Below are 22,364 nucleotides of genomic sequence, written 5' to 3' on the forward strand. Positions count from 1 at the left end.
CACCCAAAAGGGTGGCTTTTAACAAAAATTTAAAACAATTTTGTTATTTTTTTATCACTTTGACTGTCTTAGAAACATCTCCTGCGAAAATTTTCACAAAATAAACACCATCAGATAATTCAGTCATATCTAAATCTACTGTGTTGTTATTAGACAGTTTAGTAAACATCTGTTTACCAATTATATTATAAACCACAACTTTGGTTAGTTTATCCGTATATGACAATTTCAAAATATTTTCCGTTGGATTTGGAGAATATGTAAATGCATTCATATTGAATTCATTAGCACTTAAGAAAGTATCAACAAACACAGCCAAACTAGCAGTACTAGCACAACCTGCAATAGTTTGAGTTGCATAATATGTTGTGTTATCAGTTACAACAGTCGACATTGGTAGCGGATTTACCGCATTCGCTGCATCTGAAGCTGTAGCATACCAAATAATTCCGGTTCCAGTCACAACGATGTCAGCAAGTGTTCCAGTTGAAGGTATCAATTGAGGTGAAACTCCTGTAGGAGCTATAGAATTGATGTTGAACACATAGGGGTCACTAGCACATCCATAAGTTCCTGCATTGTAATTTGAAACAATTAATGTATGAGTTCCTTGATTTAACACACCGATAGTTGGACTAAAGTTTGATCCATCAATACTATAATATGGCGTATTTGGCACATTAGACAATACTGGAGTAACTGTGGTAGGACCACAAGCAACATTTAGATTTACATTTGTGATAACCGCTTTTGTTGGAATATTAACAACAATATCGGATGAAGAAATTGGATTTCCACATCTGTCTTGAACACTGATTCTATAAGTACCACTCGCATTGACAGTAAAAGTACTTGAAGCACCGTAAGCACCGAATGAAGAACAACCTGCTCCATTACATATAGCATACGTATAAGGACCTCCAGCTCCTCCAGCTCCAAATCCTGCAATAATTGCTGATCCAGAACAATCAATAGCCAAACTTGTTGTAATTGTTGGATTTGTAGTTAAATTACCTAATACAATATTACTTGAATCTGCATTTGTACCACAGGCATCGGTAGTTCTAACTATATAAGTCCCGGGAGCCAACCCTGTAAAAATATTACTAGATTGAGGTCCTGCAATAACGGTCATAGTAGACTGATTAACCAAAGAGTACATAACTGGTAATGACCCACCTGTAAAGGATCCTGTAATCACTCCGTTACTTCCACTTGTACACGAACCTGTTGCTGTTCCGGCAGCTGTTAGAGCTGTTACAGTACTTGTAACTGTTACAGCAACCGTACCCACTGTACCACAACGGTCAGTAATTCTTACTGTATAAGATCCAGGAGCTATATTATTGAACACTGGACTAGATTGAGTTCCAGCAACTAGCAAAGTATTTCCAGCATCATATAATGAAAAACTAAATGTACCTCCTGCAAGTGTTGCTCCTGTATTCGGAGAAACTGTAATTCTTCCGGTAGCTCCTGCAGCACAGGACGGTAAGGTTGTTGTAGTTGCTGTAGGTACAACAGCAGCAGGGAATAACAATGGTGCTGCACTATTAATTACATTACCACAAGCATCTGTTGTGCGTACTAGATATCCATTAACTCCATTAGCTGGAACACCATTAAAAACTATTGACGTTTGCGGTCCCGCAACTACTGCTGTAGTGACCGCATCAATTAATGTGTAGGAATATGGTGCTAATCCACCTGATGACACAGTAGTAACTCTTATAACTCCAGTATTACTACTAGCACAAGAGGCTGTTGTTGCCGTAATTGCAGCAGCAGTTAATACCGTTGGGTTGTTTATGGTTACTGTAGCAGTGGAAGTATTTCCACAAACATCAGTAACCCTTACTGTATGTGTAGGCGAACCTGCAACTGGAGAAACTGTTGGAAATATATTGCTAGATTGAGGAGCTACTAATTGAACGGTATTTGTTGCATCATACAATGCAAAAGTATAAGGTCCTCCCCCGCTTCCTATTGGAATTGGTCCTCCAGGCGTAAAATTTTGTGGTGAGGTAACAATAATTTGTCCATTATAATTCAAACCATTACAAGAAACTACAGACCCTCCTGCTGCTGGTGTAAATGCACCTGCTGCTGTAATTGTTGATGTTGTTGTACCCGTCACTCCACACTGATCTGTGATTTGAATTGTATAAGCACCCGCTGGCAATCCAGAAAAGATTGGTGATGACTGGTTTGGTCTTGTCACTGGAGACGGCGCAATTAAAGAATAAAGATAGGTACCACCACCTTGATTTGCGGAAGTTGCCAAACATGTAATTGTTCCAGTACTCACAGCACAACTTGAAGTGTTTGTTACGCTTAGAGTTGGTGCAGTTGCTGCAGCTAAAGCTAATGGCGCACCAATAGTCACTTGAGTTCCACAAGCATCAGTCACTCTTATTGTATAGTTACCTGTAGGTACATTATTAAATATACGGCTAGATTGAGGTCCAACAATTACTGGAGATGGAGCAATTAACTCATACATATAAGGAGCAGATCCTGTAGTTGGCTGCGCCACTGTAATTTGTCCAGTAGAACCAGCCGAACAAGATGGAACAGTTGATGAACCAACTGGGAAAGCTAAAGCTGTGGGAGCTGATACTGTCGCCACATTTGTTACTGGAACTCCACAACCATCATACATTCTTATCGTATAAGTCCCTTGATTAAGCCCAGTAAATACTGTACTTGTCGAGTTAGCCACATTACTACCTTGAATTGGTCTTATTGCCCCACCTGGGCTAATTAATTCAAATGTGAATGGTCCAATACTAGAAGCATTTGGAGTGACTGTAATGGTCCCATTAGCTGAAGTTCCACATCCAGCTGTTGTAGATGTTGTAAATGAAGGAGCAGATGCAGCATTAACGGTAACAGTACTCGTAACTTGTGTTCCACAAGCATCTGTAAGTCTTACGGTATATACCCCAGGAGGTAAGTTTGCAAATAAATTACTTGTTTGTATAGGTCTTGTTACAGGTGAAGGTGCAATTAATTCAAAATTTAAAGGCGACCCACCACCTACTGTTGCAATTTGCGCTTCTATCGTTCCTGTAGCTCCGTTTGGACAAGAATTAGTTGTAAATGCTGTTCCAAAAGTAGGCGCAGTGGCTGAAGCTATTGTAGCTGTAGATGTCCCTATATTATTACAAGCATCTCTAACTGCCACAGTATAAGTACCTGGTAATAGATTTTCAAAAACGGAACTATTTTGAAACGGTCGCACAATAGGCGAAGGAGCAATAAGTGCATATTGATAAGTTCCTGGGGAACCGGCTCCACTTAAACCTGTCGCTGCCGTCGCTGTAACATTTAATGTCCCTGTCGCTGTTCCAGCACAAGATGCACTGGCTATTGCTGTAGCCACTGGTAATGTACTCGGAGTTACTGTAAATGTAGCTCTTCTTTTTTTACCACAAGCATCGGTTGCTTCAACAGTATATACTCCTGGCAATAAACCCGTAAATGTTGTATAATACGTTGCGGTTACTGGATCTCTTGAAAGTGCCGGTTGTGCAGCCACTAAAACGGGTGAACTATTAACAAGAGCCATTGTATAAGGAGGTACAGTACCATTAGCAAATATTGTTGCAGTACCGGTTGGTGAACCACTACATGCAGATTGAATATTCTGAATTCCTAAACCTATTGTTGTATTTGTTCCTGTTTGCGGAACTGTGACAGTACCTGTTGCTGTTTTCCCACAAGCATCGGTAACTTTTACTGTATATCCTCCAGGCTGTAAACCTACAAAAACATTGGAAGCTTGTTGGGGTCTAACCATTGCAGAAGGAGAAACTAGTTGATAAAGATATGGTGGAGTTCCTCCGGAGACTCCAGGTGTTGTAGCTCCAATTTCTGTTACCGTTAATGTACCTCCATTGCTATCGGTACAAGAAGGGGTTAGAAAAATACCGGCCGTATTTATTACCGGCGGAGAATCATTAAAAACGACTCTTTTTCTGATATCAGATTTGCAACCGTTTGCATCAGTTGTAGTAAGAGTCGTATAATATGTTCCTTGCGATACATAGGTATGGTTTGGACTTACTGCTGTTGACGTCGATCCGTCTCCAAAATTCCACAAATAAGTATTAGGCAAAAAGGTGGAAACCGAACTATTTGTAAATGAAAAAGTCCCAGCACAAGCTGATGAATTAGTAATTGCAAAGTTTGGTTTGTTATCAAAAATTCCTGGCGTAGAATTTAAATTAGGGCTTTCTGGATTATCAGTAAATTGAATACTAAATAACAAGGGTGTAGTGTTACTAAACTGATCAACAATAATAACATACCAATTTCCATTTACTACATCAACACCTGGATTAAATTGAGCTGCTGTGTAAGGGGGAGAAGCCATCCCTGTTGCCCCTGGAATACCAAAAAAAGTACCGGTTCCAGAGAAATTACAACTTAACTGAGTTTTAGCGTCGCAATTGGCAACACCTGGTGCACCCGGTAAAGCAAATAAACTCCAATCGAAGTCGGAAAGACTAGGTAAACCATCTAAGGTAAAAGGTCGAATAACGAAGTTGAGTTTTCCATTCGCTTTAGCTTGAAAAGCAACCCATACACTATTGTGTTCAATTCCTCCACAAGCAAGTTGTTCTAATTTGGTACCAACTCCACTTGGATTAAATGATTGTGTGTTACCACAAACAATAACCGCACTTGAACAATCTGCTTGTGCATTTACTAGTGTGGGAATTAGCAATAAAAAAAATAAAAGTAATCTGATACTTTTAAAATAAGTAAGTTTTTCAGTCATTTGTTTGACAGTTAGTTTGTTAATTATTCAAAAATAATTAATTCAAACAAGCCTAAAACTTTAAAAAAAAGAAAAACGACAAAAAGCAAAAAAATCCGATAAAAAGAATTACCACTAACTTATTTAGATTTTACTTCCTGCTTCTTTTTAGCTAGCGAAGGTTTCTTGTAACCGTTAATAGTGTCAGCATTTATGGTTTTAATGAGTTTTTTGTTACTGTCATAGTACTTCCAAATCCCATTTTTCTTATCTTTTTTATATTGCCCTTTAATAATTATAACTCCGTTGTCATCATAAATTTTATAACTGCCTTGTAACATTCCGTTCACATAAATAGCTTCTTCGTTTAGCGTTCCTGCTTTGGTGTATATTTTAGAAACACCATTTTTCAAACCATTCTTATAAGGGACTTCTTCAGCAATTTTTCCATCATTAAAAAACACTTTACGAACACCTTCTAATTTATCGTTGACGTAATTTTCAGTAGACATTATAGAAGTTGCATTTCTATGGTAGTATTTCCAAACACCTTGACGCAATTTATTTAGTAAATTCCCTTCGCTAACTTTTTGACCTTTTTCATCAAAAAATATAGTGTAGGCATTTCCTTTTCCATCAAATTTTCGGGTAGCCGAAACAATCTTTTTTTCAGCATTAGCATAATAGGTAAAAGTACCAACTTCTTTACCATGATTGAAAGTCCCTTCAAAGCGCAAGTATTTAGTATCTTCATAAACTCCTTTCCATGCACCATCACGTTGTCCGTTGGCGTCGAATTTATTACTTTCAGTTTGAGCAAAAGTAATTGTGGTAAAAAATATAAAAAGTGCTAAAATTAAGTTGATTTGTTTCATGGTAACTTCTTTCTTATTGTAACTCAAAACTATTTGATTTATTATAGACTGCAAAAAATATGCCTATAAATTTTTAACTAATTAATTTCCTAATTCTATGGCTCTTAAATTGGCTTCAACTATTGCAGCATTTATGATTTTTCCTAAAGAATGATTTTCAAAAACACGTAATGCGCTTTCCGTTGTTCCGCCTTTTGATGCCACTTTTGCGATTAAATCTTCGTTGGAAAGTCCGAAGGCACTTTGTAAATGTATCGCTCCTAAAAAAGTTTGTCGCACCAGTAATTCTGCTTCCGAATAATTAAATCCTAAATCCTCAGCCGCTTTGATCATCGCATTCATAAAATAGAAAACATAAGCAGGACCACTTCCTGAGACAGCGGTGGCGGGGTTAATTAAAGACTCATCTTCGACATAAATGGATTTTCCTGTGGTGTTGATTAAATTTTGAATGATAAACAAATCTTTCCTATCGGTTTCAGTCGATGCCGAAAAAACACTCATACCTAACCCCACTTGTGTCCCTAGATTAGGCATAGAGCGCACTACTTTTTCTACTCCTAATCTTGATTTAATTTTATCGATAGATACTCCAGCCATGACAGAAAAAAGAATTTGCTGCTTCGAAACAAACTTTTTCAAATCATCAGCGACCGCATGAAAATCTTGTGGTTTGATTGCCAATAAAACAATATCCGATTCTTGGATTTGTGATGAAACAAGCGTGGTGAAATTGGCCGAAGGAATGCCCAACATTTCGTTAGGATTTGGAATCGCTCTGGATATAATTTTTACATCTTCCGCTTTAATAAACCTAGAAGTAATGAAACTACTGGCGAAAGTTTTCCCTATATTTCCAAAACCGACAATTGTTATTTTCATGATTAAAAATATAACTATAAAAAAAACCCTGTTTCAAGTATGACTTATAAACAGGGCTTTAAAAAAATTATGAATACATTATTTTTTATTCGCTTTTTTCTGCGCCTCCGCTTGTTCCATTGCTTCTTGTAGCTTTTGTTGGAATTTGCTTGGTTTTTTAGGTTCTTTTAATTTATTTTCTTGAATTTGAGCATGAATTTTTTGCTCATCAACTACATAATTCTTGATGTAAAACATAATTCCTAAAGTCATTAAATTTGAAAATAAATTGTACAAACTCAATCCTGAACCGTAGTTATTGAAGAAAATTAACATCATAATTGGAGACATCCAAATCATCATTTTCATAATTTTCCCCATGTCTGGCATCCCTTCTTGTTGAGGAGCTGCCATTTGTTGGTCACCTGTGGTATATTTCATGTAGAAGAAAATTGCGATTGCCGCCAAAATTGGAAATAAACTTACGTGATCTCCATATAATGGAATTCTGAATGGTAATTTAAAAATTGAATCGTACGACGATAAATCATTTGCCCATAAAAATCCTTGTTGTCTCAACTCGATTGCGGATGGGAAATATTTGAATGAAGCAAACATAAAAGGCATTTGAATTAATGCTGGTATACAACCTGCCATTGGATTTACACCGGCTTTGTTGTACAATTTCATCGTTTCTTGTTGCTTTTTTACTGGATCTTTGAATTTTTCATTCAATTCGTTCAATTCTGGACGCAACACTTTCATTTTTGCTTGTGACAAGAATGATTTGTAAGTGATTGGTCCCATGACCAATTTGATTAAAACGGTAAATAGAATAATTGCAATTCCGTAAGCAAAATAGCTACTCATGAATCCAAATAATGGCACGAAAATGAATTTGTTAATCCATCCGAAAATACCCCAACCTAAAGGAATAATCTCGTCTAAATTTCTATCATAAGCATTTAAAACTTTATAGTCTGCTGGTCCGTAGTACCAATTCATTTTATAATCCAGCTCCCCATTGGCAAACGCTAAAGGCAAACTAGACTTAAAAGACTTCATATAAACAGTATCTTTTTCAGCGTCTTTGATCAAATTTTCTGAAGCCAACTTCGCTCCTTTAATTGGCGTTTTTGACAATAAAATCGAAGTAAAAAAGTGTTGTTTAAAAGCCACATAAGTCAAATCTTCAACTGTTTTTTCGTCTTGAGATTGCCCTAAATAATTGTCTTTTCCATCTTCGTATTCGTATACTACTTCCGTTAAAGTATTCTCGTAACTGATACTTTTCTCATTTCGAGTCGATTTTAAATTCCAATTTAAATTCACTGGATTAGACGTATTCAAAACAGAAGCCAATCCTTGCGAACGCACATCGAAATCTAACATATAATCGTTAGCTTTCAATACATATTTGTACTCCAAGAATTGATTTTCACCCGCTTTCAACTTCATCGAAAGCACTTGATTTCCATCGATTTTCGTTAAAGTAGGTTCAAAAAACAAATCTTTCGTATTTAAAACTTTACCTTCTTTAGTTTGAAGTGCAATGTTTAAATTAGCATTGTTATTTTTAATCAATTGCACTAAAGGTCCGTTTTTATCAATTGATTTGAAATTTTTCAAAGTAGCTTTCGCGATATAACCACCTTTATTAGCGATTTTTAAGGTCACCAATTCGTTTTCGATAGTCGTAAATTCATTTTTGGCAGAAGGTAAAGCTGCCGAATACGCAAAACTTCCCAAAGTTCCTTGTAGCGCTTTTACTTGTGTAGAATCGGTTGCCACAGCTTGAACCGCTTTGACTTCCTCAGTTTTCACTTTAGCTTTTGCAACTTGTTCTTGTTTTGCTTTTTTGGCATCAATTTCGGCTTGTGTTGGCTGATTTTGATACATAATCCACATCATGATACCAAAAATTAACGCAAATCCAATAATTGAGTTAAGGTCGAATTTCTTTTGTTCCATTTTTAAAATTTTGCTTGAAGCATTAGGCTCTAAGCATTACGTTTGTTAGTCTATTTAATTTATAATTTGTTACTAAATCATACTTTAACTTGTTAGTACAAGTTTTTAAAGAGACTCAGAAACTTATTATTTTTTATTTTTTACCGCAGCTTCCACAAATTTTACAAAAATTGGGTGTGGGTTTGCTACAGTACTTTTATATTCTGGATGGTATTGCACTCCAATGAAAAACGGATGGTTTTCCAATTCCACTACTTCTACCAAACCAGTATCAGGATTGACTCCCGATGCTTTTAATCCTGCATTTTCTAATGCATTCAAATACGCTCCGTTAAATTCATAACGGTGACGGTGACGTTCTAAAATATCGGATTTTCCGTAAATTTTATGCGCCAATGTATTTTCCTTTAAATGACATTTCCAAGCACCTAAACGCATGGTTCCGCCTTTATCGGTAATATCTTTTTGTTCTTCCATCAGGTTAATTACCGGATGCGAAGTATTCTGATTCATTTCAGTTGAATTGGCATCGGCATATCCTAAGACGTTACGCGAATATTCAATTACAGCCATCTGCATCCCTAAACAAATTCCGAAAAACGGAATATTATTTTCACGAGCATAACGAACTGTTTCAATTTTCCCTTCAATTCCTCTTTCGCCAAATCCAGGAGCAACAAGTATACCATCCAATCCTTTTAGCTGATTTTCTGCCGTTTTGGCATCCAAATGCTCAGAATGAATTGAAATTACGTTCACTTTTGTCTCATTAGCCGCTCCAGCATGAATGAAAGCCTCTAAAATAGATTTGTATGAATCCTGTAATTCGACATATTTTCCAACCAATCCGATATTCACTTCATGTTTTGGGTTTTTATGACGTTGTAAAAATTCATTCCATTGTTTTAAATCAGGTGAATTTTTCTCTGGTAAGTCTAACTTTTTCAACGCTACCTTATCGAGTCCTTCTTCCAACATTAAATTAGGAACATCATATATTGTAGAAGCATCTATCGATTGAATTACGGCTTCTTTTTTTACATTACAAAATAATGCCAACTTCTGACGTAAATCTTGTGAAATTTCATGCTCCGTACGACACACTAAAATATCGGCTTTGATTCCGCTTTCCATCAAGGTTTTAACCGAGTGTTGTGTTGGTTTTGTTTTTAACTCCCCTGCAGCAGCTAAATAAGGCACTAACGTTAAGTGAATTACAATTCCGTTATTATCACCTAATTCCCATACCAACTGACGCACCGATTCGATATACGGTAACGACTCAATATCTCCTACAGTTCCTCCGATTTCGGTAATCACAATGTCATACTCTCCACTTCTACCAAGCAACTGCATGCGTTCCTTAATTTCGTTGGTAATATGAGGAACTACTTGAACTGTTTTTCCTAAAAATTCTCCACGACGTTCCTTTTCAATTACTGAAAGATAGACTCTTCCTGTAGTGACGTTGTTGGCTTGTGAGGTTGGAACATTCAAAAAACGTTCGTAATGTCCTAAATCTAAGTCGGTTTCGGCACCATCATCTGTCACATAACATTCGCCATGTTCATATGGATTTAAGGTTCCTGGATCGACATTGATATACGGATCAAATTTTTGAATGGTCGTTCGATACCCTCGTGCTTGCAATAGTTTTGCTAACGAAGCTGCGATAATTCCTTTTCCTAATGAAGAAGTAACCCCTCCGGTAACAAAAATATACTTTGTTTGATTCATTGTGTTGTATGTTGTGTTGTTGTTTGTGCTATTGTAATTAAAAACCGCGCAAAAATACAATTTTTAGAAGAAAGACAACTTAGAAATTTAGACTTTTTTAGACAATTTAGATTCTTCATGTATGTTCTAAAATTCTAAGTAGTCTAACAATCTAATGTTTGGGAAATTTTTTACGAATGTTGCGCACCAATTCTTCCAGTCCGTTAAGTTTGAGTTCGTGAACCAGCTTAAGTTGTTCGCCTAATTGTCCTTTAGGAAATCCTTTTTGGGCATACCAAACGACATAAAATTCGGGTAAATCTATGAGATAATAGCCTTCGTATTTCCCGAAAGGCATTTTGGTGTGGGCGAGTTTGATGAGAAGGTCTTGGTTGGTCATTTTTTTTAGGCATAAGGAAAAAGGGAAAAGGGAAAAGAGATAAGAAAAAACTACAACTATACCAATTACTTTACATATCCCTTTTGCCTTACTACTTTTTAGCGTTTCTTACTTCCAATTAAAAACGATTTCCTTCTTAATCTCTGGATGTAGACTAAAGAACACTGGGCAGGTCATTGCAGTTCTCTCTAGAATTGTTTTGGTTTTATCATCGGGATTGATCGACATGGAAAAAGTGATATGAATTTCCGTAATTCTTCTTGGATCGGTACCCATAATTTTAGTGACTTCGGCGGTAGAACCTGAGAAATCGACCTCCAAATCGCTGGCTTTGATTCCCATTACGGTAAACATACAGGAAGCCAACGCATTCGCAACAGTATCGGTTGGAGAAAAAGCTTCTCCTTTCCCATTATTGTCCAAAGGAGCATCGGAAATAATTTCAGAGCCAGAATTAATATGAATAGAAGACGTTTTTAAATCGCCTACATAAGTTACTTTTGAAGTGGCCATTAGTTTGCTTGTTTTATGGTTAAATCGGTGTCGTAATATAAAATATGAACGCCTTTATTGATAAATCCGCCTTCGGGATTGGAAACATAATTGAATCGGCTTTCTATTTGTTGCGAAGCCGTTTCATTTAACGTTTCTAAAATTGGTTTTTCTTGCGACAATCGAAGTAAAACATCAAAGGTCATATCGAATCCTCTCGTTGCAAATTGATTCGGGAAGATTTTATTTTTCTTTTTGTAATTGGTATCAAAAATGGCTGCTTCATCCGAATTATTGACACTAAACTGAGAGGGATAATGCATTTTTAATTTGGTCAATCGGCTCATTTGAATTTCTTCAAAATCTAAGGCTTCATTTTCGCCCAAAATAACCAATTTGATATCGAACTGCTTTTGCAAACTCAATAAATTAGTAGTGATAGACAAAATCAAATTCGTTTTTTCAGTTTCCATCACCACAAAATTTTCTTTTCCAGCCACCAATAAAGATTTCAGTTGAGCTACATCTAAAACACCTTTGTCGGTAAAATTGACGAATTGCACATCTTTGTGATTGTCCACAATAAATTGCTTAATCGATTGCTTTTTAGGATCGATAATGGCCACCATATTTCCGCCTTTAGCACGCATAAAATCGAACATCGCGTTCTTGATATCATCATTTGATGGTGTCGCTTGAATTAAATTGGCATATTTCTTATCGTAATCTTTCGAAAGCGGAGAAAAAACAGGAACTGAACCTAAAATTTCGGCCGTTTTTTCAACATTGTTTTGATAAAATGGACCGATAACCGCATCGAATGATTTTAAATTATTTTCACGAATAAGATTTGAAACATTCGAAGTTGATTTGGTTTCATCGGAATCTAAAATGGTCACATCGACAGCCACTCCTAATTTCTTAACCGAGTCAATAGCCATCAACGCACCCGAATAAAAATCGAGCGTCATGTTTAAAAACTTGTCTTTTTTTAATCTCGATTTGGTAGAATTTATTGTATCCTGATCTAATTTGGTGATATTAAACGGAAGTAACAATGCTGCTTTTTTGGTGCCATTCTTTTTTAGCGATTTTGTCAAATCAGCATAGTCTTTTTTAATAGGCACAGCTTTTTTAGCCGGAATTTTTAAAATCATTCCATCACGTACTCCATCTTTTAGTTCTGGATTTAGAGCGATTAATTCTTCTTGTGAACAAGCAAACTGATTCGCTAAACCGTACAATGTTTCCTGAGGTTTTACGGTATAGGTATCATTAACAACTGCAGGTTTTACCATTGGAAGTTCCACTTTGGGTTGTTCCGCTTTTGGTAATTCGATTGCAGATTTTTGACCTTTAATCACTAAGACAAAACCTAAAGGTAATTCTTTACCAATAATTTCTGGGTTTTTCTTTTCCAATTTTTCTACGGTAATTCCGTATTGTTTGGCAATTCCGTATTTGGTTTCTTTTGGTTTTACTTCATGTAAAACGGTTTCTTGTGGTTTTACCCAACCTCTTTTTACTGTAATGTTTAAAACTTGTCCGATACTCAATCCGTTTTTAACTTCTGAATTTTTACTTTCGATATCCGCTACAGTTGTTTCATATAATTTTGAAATACTATATAAGGTTTCTTTGGCTGCTACCGTATGTTTTACCGTTTTGGCTTCAATTATTTTAGGTGGGATTGCGGCTGTTTTTTTCGGAATAAGCAACAACATGTTTTCTGAAATACCCGCTTGGGCATCGGGATTTAGTTTGTAAATATCCAATGGCGTTACCGCATACTTCTGAGCGATTTTAGTGATTGATTCTCCTTTTGCCACTTTGTGTTTGACCACATTGGTTTGAGCAAAAAGAAAACTACAACACATTACTACCAAACACCATATAACTTTTTTCATTTCCATTTTATTTTACGCAACAACTAAATTTCAATCCTAATTATTGTTCTTTTTTGATTTGAACAATGAATAAATTTTTAAACAATTCGGTTCTTGGTTTTACTTTATATTCAAATATAGCTTCACTTAAGGTGTTAAAAACATCGGTGTATACATAATATCCGAAATTGTTGACATTATAAAAGAATTTTGTTTTTTTCTCGCCGGCATAACTCAAATTAATGGCGAATTCATCTCTTTGTGCTGCTTCGGTAAAAATATTGGCCACCAAATAAAAACCGTCTTCAACCTCTTTTAAGTTTGAAATCACTTCAATTTTCGTGGGATCTTTAACCACATTATTATCCAATACTTTTTTAATTTCTGATGCTTCAACTGGTGTTTTTTCGACTGAATCCCCTAAATTATTCTGGATGCGTTCCAATTTAACTAATGCCAATTTATCGTCAAATTCACGAGCTTCAGCGCTATAAAAAGTAGCACGAGAAATTTTACGTTTTAACACTTCTTTCTTTTCTGTGTCAATTTTATCAATTTTAATCAACAAGGCTTCATTCTTTTGATCTTCTGCTAAAACCTTGCTATTGATTTTGTTAATTTCATCTATTGAAGCAATGTCTTTATTGGATAAATTTTCGCGTACTTTTTTCTTGTATTCTTGATTTTCCTGAACAGTCAAACGTTGTACTTTTTGCATCGCACCCGTAAAAATCTTTCTGTTTTCGGCCAAATCTTGCTTTAACTGTTGTACCAATTTATTGGTTTCTCCAATTTTTTGATATGATTCTCTTTCTAATTTTTTAGATTCTTCAACTGTTTCAACATCACGATTTTTCAAATCCGCTAAATCCATTTCCATTGTTGAAGCCAAGGAATCCAATTTCCATACTAAAAGATCTTGAATTTTTCTATTCGCATCTACAATCAATCTTAATTTCTCCACCGAACCCGTTTTCGATTCATCGATAGCATTCAAATTGATGTTCAACTTATTTAACGTGATCATCTTTTTGTTTAACTCCTTCTGCACTTTCAAGCGATCTTCTAAATCTTCAATTCGTACTTTTTGGGCTTTCGATTTTTCAACCTCAGCTTGCTTTTCCGCCAAAGCAATCATTAACTCTTCATTTTCCGTTTTGGCTTTCAAAGACGCTTTGTTGATGGCCAATTTATTCCCCTCTTTCAATCCGTTGATAATCTCAGGATTTTGCAATTCAAGTTGTTCAATAGTTATGCCATATTTTTTTGAAATCGAATATTTCGTTTCCTTTGGCTGTACGATATGGAAAATAGTTTCGTCGTTGATTACCCTTGCACTACCATCGATTGTCTTTTTCTTATTCGGAAGCAAAATTTCCTGACCAATTTTCAATCCGTCCTTCAAGGCATCAGAATTCAATTCATCCAAATCTTTTACCGAAACATTGTACTGGCGGGCAATACTGAACAACGTTTCTTTGGCGGTAACTTGGTGTTTCGAATAGGCAATCGCAGAAACATCATTTCGCTTTAACAAATAGGAAACCGAATTATTATTTGGAATTTGCAATACGGTATTTTCCTGAATTCCCTTCTCTACTCCGGGGTTCAGCTTAATGATTTCATCGGCCGAAACATTATATTTTTTGGCGATTTGTAATAAATTTTCTCCTTTGGCAATGGTATGAGTAAAGGTTTTCTCTTGTTGAGCAAAGCCGATTTGGGTGCATAGCAATAACGCTAATAACAAATACTTCATCTTTCTGGTTAATTTTGTTTTGGTGTGGTTTGGACTTAAAAAAAGCCGTTCCAAATATAACATTGTAACGGCTTATTTCTCAAATTATTTTAAGTTTTTTATTCCCACTCAATTGTTGCAGGTGGTTTCGAGCTAATATCATATACTACTCTGTTTACCCCTTTGACTTTATTAATGATTTCATTGGAAATTTTCATTAAGAAATCATACGGAAGATGCACCCAGTCAGCCGTCATACCATCGGTAGATTCTACTGCTCGAAGCGCTACTACTTTTTCATAGGTACGCTCATCTCCCATTACCCCAACACTATTTACAGGCAATAAAATAGCACCTGCTTGCCATACTTTGTCGTATAAGCCGTGATCTTTTAATCCTTGAATAAAAATAGCATCGACATCTTGCAGAATTTGCACTTTTTCAGGAGAAATATCGCCCAAAATTCGAATAGACAATCCAGGTCCTGGAAAAGGATGACGGCCTAAAAGCTCGGCATCGATTCCTAGCGTTTTCCCTACACGTCTCACTTCGTCTTTGAATAACATACGAAGCGGCTCTACAATTTGCAATTTCATATAATCAGGCAAACCACCTACATTGTGATGCGATTTTATGGTAGCAGAAGGTCCTTTTACAGAAACCGATTCGATTACATCCGGATAAATAGTCCCTTGCGCTAAGAATTTAACATCTTCAATAATTTTTGATTCATCATCAAACACTTCAATAAAAACACGTCCAATTGTTTTACGTTTGGTTTCTGGATCGGAAATTCCTGCCAATTCCGACAAGAATCGTTCTCCAGCATCTACTCCTTTAACATTCAATCCCATTCCTTTGTATTGTTCTAATACATTTTGGAATTCATTTTTACGAAGCAAACCGTTATTAACGAAAATACAGTATAAGTTTTTTCCAATAGCCTTATTTAATAAAACTGCTGCTACGGTAGAATCGACACCTCCTGAAAGTCCTAAAACCACTTTATCATTTCCGATTTTGGTTTTCATTTCTTCTATGATTTCTTCAACGAAAGCATTTGGGGTGAAATTTTGTGGCACTTCTGCAATTTTAACTAAGAAGTTTTCCAACATTTGTTTTCCATCTTCCGAATGATATACTTCTGGATGGTATTGGATGGCATAAGTGGTTTCGCCTTCAATACGGTACGCCGCATTCTCAACATCTTTAGTTGATGCCAAACGCACTCCGTCTGTTGGCAATTGTTTGATGGTATCACTGTGACTCATCCAAACTTGACTGTTCAGGTTGACCTCATCAAAAAACAATTCGTCGTCTTTGATGAACGATAAATTCGCGCGACCATACTCACGAATGTTTGAAGGCGCAACTTCACCACCACTAAAATGTGCTAAGTATTGGGCACCGTAACAAACGGCCAACAAAGGCATTTTACCTCTAATTTGAGACAAATCAGGATGTGGAGCATCTTCAGCACGAACCGAAAACGGACTACCGGAAAGAATTACAGCTTTGTAAGAAGATAAATCATCTGGAAAATGATTGAAAGGAAAAATTTCGCAAAAAATATTCAATTCGCGAACTCGGCGGGCAATCAGTTGTGTGTACTGTGACCCGAAATCTAAAATAAGTACGTTGTGTTGCATGTGCAAAAATAGACATTTCCTTGATTTTTGAAAATTAATTTATCGTAAAGAATTATGATTTTTTTAAGTACTTAAATTGTTGATAAAATTGTATTTTCGCAACATGATGAATGAAACCGAAATGGCAGCTTTACAACAACTATTAGCTACACCTAAAAAGATAAGTATAATTCCACATAGAAACCAAGATGGAGATTCAATGGGCTCCACCTTGGGTTTGTATCATTTTTTATTACAGTTAAATCATGACGTAACGCTTATTTCACCAAATGAATTTGCCGATTACATCGCTTGGTTACCTGCTGCAGAAAAAGTACTCGTTTTCGAAAAAGACACAACAGAATGTGCCGCTATTTTAGAAAATTCCGACCTTATTTTTACTTTAGATTTTAATGCCTTACATAGAACAGGTGAACTAATGGGCGCTTTTTTGCAAACATTAGACAAAACTTTTGTGATGATCGACCATCATCAATTACCCGATTCGTATGCAAAATTTATGTATTCTGATCCCAAAATGAGTTCGACTTGTGAAATGGTTTATCATTTTATTCATCAATTAGGATTAGAAAAATTAATCAACACCACTGTAGGAACATGTCTTTACACAGGATTGGTGACGGATACAGGTTCTTTCCGTTTTTCCTCTACTACGAGCACCACGCATCAGGTAGCGGCTCATTTGATTGAAATCGGAATCAATAATTCGCAAATTCACAATAATTTATTCGATACAAGCTCTTACAACCGACTGCAATTGCTTGGAAAAGCCCTGCAAAACATGAAGTTAATGCCTGAGTTTAAAACCTCTTACATTACGCTTTCGCAACAAGAACTGGATGATTATCACTATGAAAAAGGCGATACCGAAGGAATTGTAAATTATGGACTTTCTATAGATGGAATCGATTTTACTGCTATCTTTATCGAAAATAAGGCAGAAGAAATTATCAAAATATCCTTCCGCTCACAAGGAGATTACGATGTGAATCAATTTGCTCGAAATTATTTTAATGGCGGTGGTCACATTAATGCCGCTGGTGGCAAATCGACTGCCTCATTAAGTGAAACTGTAGATCGTTTTATTTCAATTGTAAAAGAAACAAAAAAATAACATGAAAGGATTAAAAATTATATCATTACTGCTTCTTGGCATGAATTTGGTTACTTGTTGTAGTCAGAAACAGGAAGCTAGAAGACCCGTTTCACAAAAATCGGGGGAGTTCATGAAACAATCCATTGAACGCAATAAAAAATTAAATCAAGGAGAAGAAAAATTGATTGCAGCAATCATTAAAAAAGATACGGTAAACGATTATATAGCTTCTACAAAGGGGTATTGGTATTATTATGTTAGTAAAAATGTAAATAAAACCAGTTTCCCCATAAAAGGAGACATTGCTGTGTTTGATTATGAAATAAAAGATTTGACTGGTAAAATTATTTACAGTCAAGCCGAATTGAAACCTCAAAACTATCGTGTAGACAAACAAGATTTTATAAAAGGAATTCAAGACGGAATCAAACTGATGCAAAAAGGTGAAAAAGTAACCTTTTTATTTCCATCCCACATGGCATTTGGCTATCATGGAGATGATAATAGAATTGGCACCAATCAACCTTTGCTTTGTACCGTAACTTTAAATGACATAAAAAAAGAGAGTAATCCGGTTTCTTCAGAAACCAAAATTGAATAACCAAAATAATTATTAACTAAAATGAATCGAATGACAAGTCTATTTTTAAGTTTTTTTGCTTTTATATTTTCTGCCTGCAATTCTAACTATGATCAAGTTGGCGATGGTATATTTGCTGAAATCGAAACCAGTAAAGGTAAAATATTAGTGCAGTTAGAATATGAGAAAACGCCTATTACTGTGGCTAACTTTGTAGCATTGGCCGAAGGAAAAAACACAATGGTAAATGAAAAATTTAACGGAAAACCATTTTATGATGGATTAAAATTTCATAGAGTTATTGCCGATTTTATGATTCAAGGTGGAGACCCTGATGGAAATGGAAGCGGCGGTCCTGGATATAAATTTAAAGATGAAATTGTTCCGGAATTAAAACATACTGGCCCTGGTATTTTATCTATGGCTAATTCTGGCCCTGGAACAAACGGAAGTCAGTTTTTTATCACGCACAAAGCAACTCCATGGTTAGATGGTCGTCATACTGTTTTTGGTCACGTAGTAACAGGACAAGACATTGTGAACAAAATTGCTCAGGATGATAAAATCATAAAAATTACAATCATCAGAAAAGGCGCTAATGCTAAAAAATTTGATGCGGGTAAAATTTTCAAACAAAGTGTTGAAAATCAAGTGAAAGAACAAAAAGAAATGGAAGCAAAATCGGCGAAAGTTAAAGCTGATAAAGTTGCTTATTTCGCTCAAGAAAAAGCCACTGCAACCAAATCTGAATCTGGATTAGTATACAAAATAATCAAACAAGGTTCTGGTAAAAAACCAGAAACAGGTTCAACTGTATATGTACATTATGCGGGTCACTTTGAAGATGGTACTCTATTTGATTCAAGCTATGAAGATGTAAACAAAGCTTTTGGAAAATGGGATGCGCAACGTGCGGCTCAAAATGGTTACCAACCGTTTCCGTTTCAAGCCGGAAGAAAAGATGGTTTGATTCCTGGTTTCTTGGAAGGATTAGAAAAAATGAATATTGGTGATAAAGCTTTATTATTTATTCCTTCTAATTTAGGTTATGGTGCTCAAGGAGCAGGTGGTGTGATTCCTCCAAACTCTAATTTAGTTTTCGAATTGGAATTACTAGATGCTATGCCTGGTACTGCAACAAAATAAGACCTTATATAATATTTTAATTAAAACCTTCAGTTTATCGCTGAAGGTTTTTTTATGCTTAAAAATAAAGTATTTGAATTTGGAACGATTTCAAAAACCAAAGGTAATCCTAGCTTATAAAAAATAAGCTTTATCAATGATTAAAAACAATTGAAGACTCATTAAAGTTTTAAAAAATAGAACAGTTTGATGACTTTAAATCAATCCCGTAATTATACTCATGAATACACTACAAGCAATAGCAAATTTCTAATACATCTCAAAAGATAAGCTTAAACTGTTCTTGTTTCTGAAAAGCAATACTTCAAAATACAATTATAAATAGACTTCAAAATTGTAGAAGTTGAAGCCTTTTTAAAGCAGTAGGTAAAAGTCCTATGTTACACTACCCTGATCTAAACATTCATACAAACAGAAAGGGTACGCAATGCGTACCCTTTTCTTATTCAATTTAATTCTATTATCGTTTTAAAGCGAAATGCGCTCTAAATTCTTTGTAAGCATTGTTTTCTAAATAGAATACAACAAACCAGTAATCTGTAGAAGGTAAAGGCTCTCCGTTAAACGTTCCGTCCCAACCAGTTCCAGAAGGTCTAATTTCTTTTATAAGCTTACCAAATCGATCAAAAATGTGAATTTTTGCATCGGCTTGACCACTGATATCAAAAATATTCCAAGTATCGTGATATCCATCTCCATTTGGAGTAAAGTAATGAGGGTAATTTACAATTATGATTTCATTCTCAGCTCTACCACAACCTTTTTTGTTTTGAACTACTACATTGTGTTTTCCTCCACTTACATTCATAAATATGGTAGAATCTTGGAAAGCACCTCCATCTAATGAATACTCATAATCTGGACCTATTGGACTCAACACTGTAATTTGTGCATGATCAGAAAAATAAGCTGAAGATGTCAATAAAGGTTTCGTTGGAGCAATCGAAAAACCTACAAAAGTCGAATCAGATTCTGAACAGCTAGTGGCAATATTCGTCACCGTTACGGTGTAAGTTCCAGGTTGATCTACTTCATAAGTAGGGTCATTACCAACAATTGTTGTTCCATTTGTCCATTCAAAAGTATATTGTGTAGCACTATAACCTGTGGTTAATAATACTTTTTCTATTGGATTACCATCAACATCCAAACATACGATTTGATTGTCTTCTAAATTTACAACTGGTGGTGTATTGATGATAATAGTAACTCTCACGGTAGCATCACTACACGGTCCTGTTCCTAATACTCTATATTCAAACACACTGTTTGTAGCTCCAACAGCAGAAACGAATGTTCCAGCAGTGGCATTAAATGTTCCTCCTGTTCCTGAAATTCTTGACCAGGTTCCACCAGTATCTTCACCTGCAATTAAACCAAATAAATCTATTGATGTTGCATCATAATCACAAACTTCTGTTGAAGGTAAAATCGCAGTACCGGCAATTGGGGCTCCTACAATTTCAACACTTGCTGTTGCTGTTACTACACCACATCCACCAGAAGCCAATGTCGAATATGTTACAGTATAAGTCCCCGGAGTAGATGTACTTGGAGTAATCGCTCCCGTTGCTGCATTGATGGACAATCCTGCTGTTGAAGCATAGCTTCCACCTAAATTAGCACCTGAACCTCCTAATGACGGCAACTGAACTGCTGTATTACTTGTACAGAATGGTGCACTATAACTAATACTAGCCGTTGGTAAAGCAGTGATGGTTACACTTGTAGTTACTCTTACTATACCACATCCACCTGATGGCAATGTTGAATACGTTACTGTATACGTTCCTGGAGTTGATGTACTTGGAGTAATTGCTCCAGTAGTTGCATTAATTGACAATCCAGCCGTAGAAGTATAAGTTCCGCCTGTGTATGCTCCCGTTCCTGTTAATGTCACATTTTGAGCTGTTGTATTATCAGAACAGAATGGTGTTCCATAGCTAATGGCAGCCGTTGGTAATGCTGTAATGGTCACACTTGTTGTAGCGGTTACCACACCACAACCACCTGAAGCTAGTGTTGAATATGTTACTGTATACGTTCCTGGAGTAGATGTACTTGGGGTAATTACTCCCGTTGTAGTATTGATTGACAATCCTGCTGTAGAAGCATAACTTCCACCAGTATAAGCTCCCGATCCTGAAAGAGTAACCGCTTGTGCAGCAGTAACACTTGTACAGAATGGAGTTCCTACATAACTAATACTTGCTGTTGGTAATGCCGTAATGGTTACACTTGTAGTTGTTGTAACTACTCCACAACCAGCAGCCGCCAATGTAGAATATGTTACCGTATACGTACCTGGAGTCGATGTACTCGGAGTAATTGCTCCAGTAGTTGCATTGATAGATAATCCTGCTGTAGAAGTATAAGTTCCACCTGTGTATGCTCCCGTTCCTGTTAATGTCACATTTTGAGCTGCTGCATTATCCGTACAGAATGGTGTTCCATAGCTAATGGCAGCCGTTGGTAATGCCGTAATGGTCACACTTGTTGTAGCGGTTACCACACCACATCCGCCTGAAGCCAATGTTGAATACGTTACTGTATACGTTCCTGGAGTAGATGTACTTGGGGTAATTGCTCCCGTTGTAGTATTGATTGACAATCCTGCTGTAGAAGCATAACTTCCACCAGTATAAGCTCCCGATCCTGAAAGAGTAACCGTTTGTGCAGCAGTAACACTTGTACAGAATGGAGTTCCTACATAACTAATACTTGCTGTTGGTAATGCCGTAATGGTCACACTTGCAGTTGTTGTAACTACTCCACAACCAGCAGACGCCAATGTAGAATATGTTACCGTATACGTACCTGGAGTTGATGTACTCGGAGTAATTGCTCCAGTAGTTACATTGATAGATAATCCTGCTGTAGAAGTATAAGTTCCACCAGTATAAGCTCCTGTTCCGGTTAAGGTTACTGCTTGTGCCGCTGCATTATCAGTACAGAAAGGTGTTGCATAACTAATACTTGCTGTTGGTAATGCCGTAATGGTCACGCTTGTTGTAGCAGTTACCACTCCACATCCACCTGAAGCTAGTGTTGAATATGTTACCGTATACGTTCCTGGAGTAGATGTACTTGGGGTAATTGCTCCTGTTGTCGCGTTTATTGTTAATCCTGCTGTAGAAGCATAACTTCCTCCTGTGTATGCACCTGTCCCTGTTAAAGTAACTCCTTGTG

Annotated in this window: 14 protein-coding genes; 3 read left to right on the forward strand and 11 right to left on the reverse strand. The window is 36.3% G+C overall.

Going from position 1 to position 22,364, the window contains the following annotated elements:
• Nucleotides 1-43 precede the first annotated feature (43 nt).
• The 10 genes from EQG63_RS08200 to guaA form a co-directional block, all read right to left on the reverse strand.
• Nucleotides 44-4,786, reverse strand: a complete 4,743-nt coding sequence (locus tag EQG63_RS08200) for a T9SS type A sorting domain-containing protein (protein ID WP_129435869.1) — start codon at nucleotides 4,784-4,786, stop codon at nucleotides 44-46.
• A gap of 119 nt (nucleotides 4,787-4,905) precedes the next feature.
• Complete coding sequence (locus EQG63_RS08205) at nucleotides 4,906-5,667, reverse strand: toxin-antitoxin system YwqK family antitoxin (protein ID WP_235827821.1); 762 nt, start codon at nucleotides 5,665-5,667, stop codon at nucleotides 4,906-4,908.
• A gap of 54 nt (nucleotides 5,668-5,721) precedes the next feature.
• Nucleotides 5,722-6,522 (reverse strand): pyrroline-5-carboxylate reductase, encoded by an 801-nt coding sequence (proC, locus tag EQG63_RS08210; protein ID WP_129435871.1) that lies wholly within the window; start codon nucleotides 6,520-6,522, stop codon nucleotides 5,722-5,724.
• A gap of 78 nt (nucleotides 6,523-6,600) precedes the next feature.
• Entirely contained in the window at nucleotides 6,601-8,472 is a 1,872-nt protein-coding gene (gene yidC, locus EQG63_RS08215) for a membrane protein insertase YidC (RefSeq protein ID WP_129435872.1), read from the reverse strand.
• A 126-nt stretch (nucleotides 8,473-8,598) separates the two neighbouring features.
• Entirely contained in the window at nucleotides 8,599-10,209 is a 1,611-nt protein-coding gene (locus tag EQG63_RS08220) for a CTP synthase (RefSeq protein WP_129435873.1), read from the reverse strand.
• 151 nt (nucleotides 10,210-10,360) lie between these two features.
• Nucleotides 10,361-10,588, reverse strand: a complete 228-nt coding sequence (locus tag EQG63_RS08225) for a DUF3820 family protein (protein WP_129435874.1) — start codon at nucleotides 10,586-10,588, stop codon at nucleotides 10,361-10,363.
• Between the two features lie 108 nt (nucleotides 10,589-10,696).
• The gene (locus tag EQG63_RS08230) at nucleotides 10,697-11,101 is read right to left on the reverse strand and encodes an OsmC family protein (protein WP_129435875.1); all 405 of its coding nucleotides are present in this window, start codon (nucleotides 11,099-11,101) and stop codon (nucleotides 10,697-10,699) included.
• The gene (locus EQG63_RS08235; RefSeq protein WP_129435876.1) at nucleotides 11,101-12,987 is read right to left on the reverse strand and encodes a PBP1 and LysM peptidoglycan-binding domain-containing protein; all 1,887 of its coding nucleotides are present in this window, start codon (nucleotides 12,985-12,987) and stop codon (nucleotides 11,101-11,103) included. The genes EQG63_RS08230 and EQG63_RS08235 overlap by 1 nt, the downstream gene beginning before the upstream one ends.
• Before the next feature lie 40 nt (nucleotides 12,988-13,027).
• Nucleotides 13,028-14,725 carry a lytic transglycosylase gene (locus EQG63_RS08240; protein ID WP_129435877.1) on the reverse strand — a complete coding sequence of 566 codons (1,698 nt, stop codon included), beginning with the start codon at nucleotides 14,723-14,725 and terminating at the stop codon, nucleotides 13,028-13,030.
• A gap of 98 nt (nucleotides 14,726-14,823) precedes the next feature.
• Nucleotides 14,824-16,353, reverse strand: coding sequence for a glutamine-hydrolyzing GMP synthase (gene guaA / locus EQG63_RS08245; RefSeq protein WP_129435878.1), 1,530 nt, complete (start codon nucleotides 16,351-16,353; stop codon nucleotides 14,824-14,826).
• Nucleotides 16,354-16,456: 103 nt separating this feature from the next.
• Here guaA and EQG63_RS08250 point away from each other — a divergent pair, with 103 nt between their 5' ends.
• Genes EQG63_RS08250 through EQG63_RS08260 form a run of 3 tightly spaced genes read left to right on the forward strand, consistent with a single transcriptional unit; the run spans nucleotide 16,457 to nucleotide 19,175 of the window.
• Complete coding sequence (locus EQG63_RS08250; protein WP_129435879.1) at nucleotides 16,457-17,467, forward strand: DHH family phosphoesterase; 1,011 nt, start codon at nucleotides 16,457-16,459, stop codon at nucleotides 17,465-17,467.
• A gap of 1 nt (nucleotide 17,468) precedes the next feature.
• Nucleotides 17,469-18,050 (forward strand): gliding motility-associated peptidyl-prolyl isomerase GldI, encoded by a 582-nt coding sequence (gldI, locus tag EQG63_RS08255; protein ID WP_129435880.1) that lies wholly within the window; start codon nucleotides 17,469-17,471, stop codon nucleotides 18,048-18,050.
• A 21-nt stretch (nucleotides 18,051-18,071) separates the two neighbouring features.
• Nucleotides 18,072-19,175 (forward strand): peptidylprolyl isomerase, encoded by a 1,104-nt coding sequence (locus EQG63_RS08260; protein WP_129435881.1) that lies wholly within the window; start codon nucleotides 18,072-18,074, stop codon nucleotides 19,173-19,175.
• Nucleotides 19,176-19,635: 460 nt separating this feature from the next.
• Here EQG63_RS08260 and EQG63_RS08265 read toward each other — a convergent pair.
• The coding region (locus EQG63_RS08265) for a T9SS type B sorting domain-containing protein (RefSeq protein WP_164974484.1) at nucleotides 19,636-22,364 on the reverse strand (2,729 nt) is incomplete at its 5' end.

The sequence above is a fragment of the Flavobacterium amnicola genome (assembly GCF_004122165.1).
Classification (GTDB): Bacteria; Bacteroidota; Bacteroidia; order Flavobacteriales; family Flavobacteriaceae; genus Flavobacterium; species Flavobacterium amnicola.

Coding starts and splice junctions, on each gene's coding strand:
- EQG63_RS08200 (WP_129435869.1), bottom strand. CDS start 4,786: ATGACTGAAAAACTTACTTATTTTAAAAGTATCAGATTACTTTTATTT.
- proC (WP_129435871.1), bottom strand. CDS start 6,522: ATGAAAATAACAATTGTCGGTTTTGGAAATATAGGGAAAACTTTCGCC.
- yidC (WP_129435872.1), bottom strand. CDS start 8,472: ATGGAACAAAAGAAATTCGACCTTAACTCAATTATTGGATTTGCGTTA.
- EQG63_RS08220 (WP_129435873.1), bottom strand. CDS start 10,209: ATGAATCAAACAAAGTATATTTTTGTTACCGGAGGGGTTACTTCTTCA.
- EQG63_RS08225 (WP_129435874.1), bottom strand. CDS start 10,588: ATGACCAACCAAGACCTTCTCATCAAACTCGCCCACACCAAAATGCCT.
- EQG63_RS08230 (WP_129435875.1), bottom strand. CDS start 11,101: ATGGCCACTTCAAAAGTAACTTATGTAGGCGATTTAAAAACGTCTTCT.
- EQG63_RS08235 (WP_129435876.1), bottom strand. CDS start 12,987: ATGAAAAAAGTTATATGGTGTTTGGTAGTAATGTGTTGTAGTTTTCTT.
- EQG63_RS08240 (WP_129435877.1), bottom strand. CDS start 14,725: ATGAAGTATTTGTTATTAGCGTTATTGCTATGCACCCAAATCGGCTTT.
- guaA (WP_129435878.1), bottom strand. CDS start 16,353: ATGCAACACAACGTACTTATTTTAGATTTCGGGTCACAGTACACACAA.
- EQG63_RS08250 (WP_129435879.1), top strand. CDS start 16,457: ATGATGAATGAAACCGAAATGGCAGCTTTACAACAACTATTAGCTACA.
- gldI (WP_129435880.1), top strand. CDS start 17,469: ATGAAAGGATTAAAAATTATATCATTACTGCTTCTTGGCATGAATTTG.
- EQG63_RS08260 (WP_129435881.1), top strand. CDS start 18,072: ATGAATCGAATGACAAGTCTATTTTTAAGTTTTTTTGCTTTTATATTT.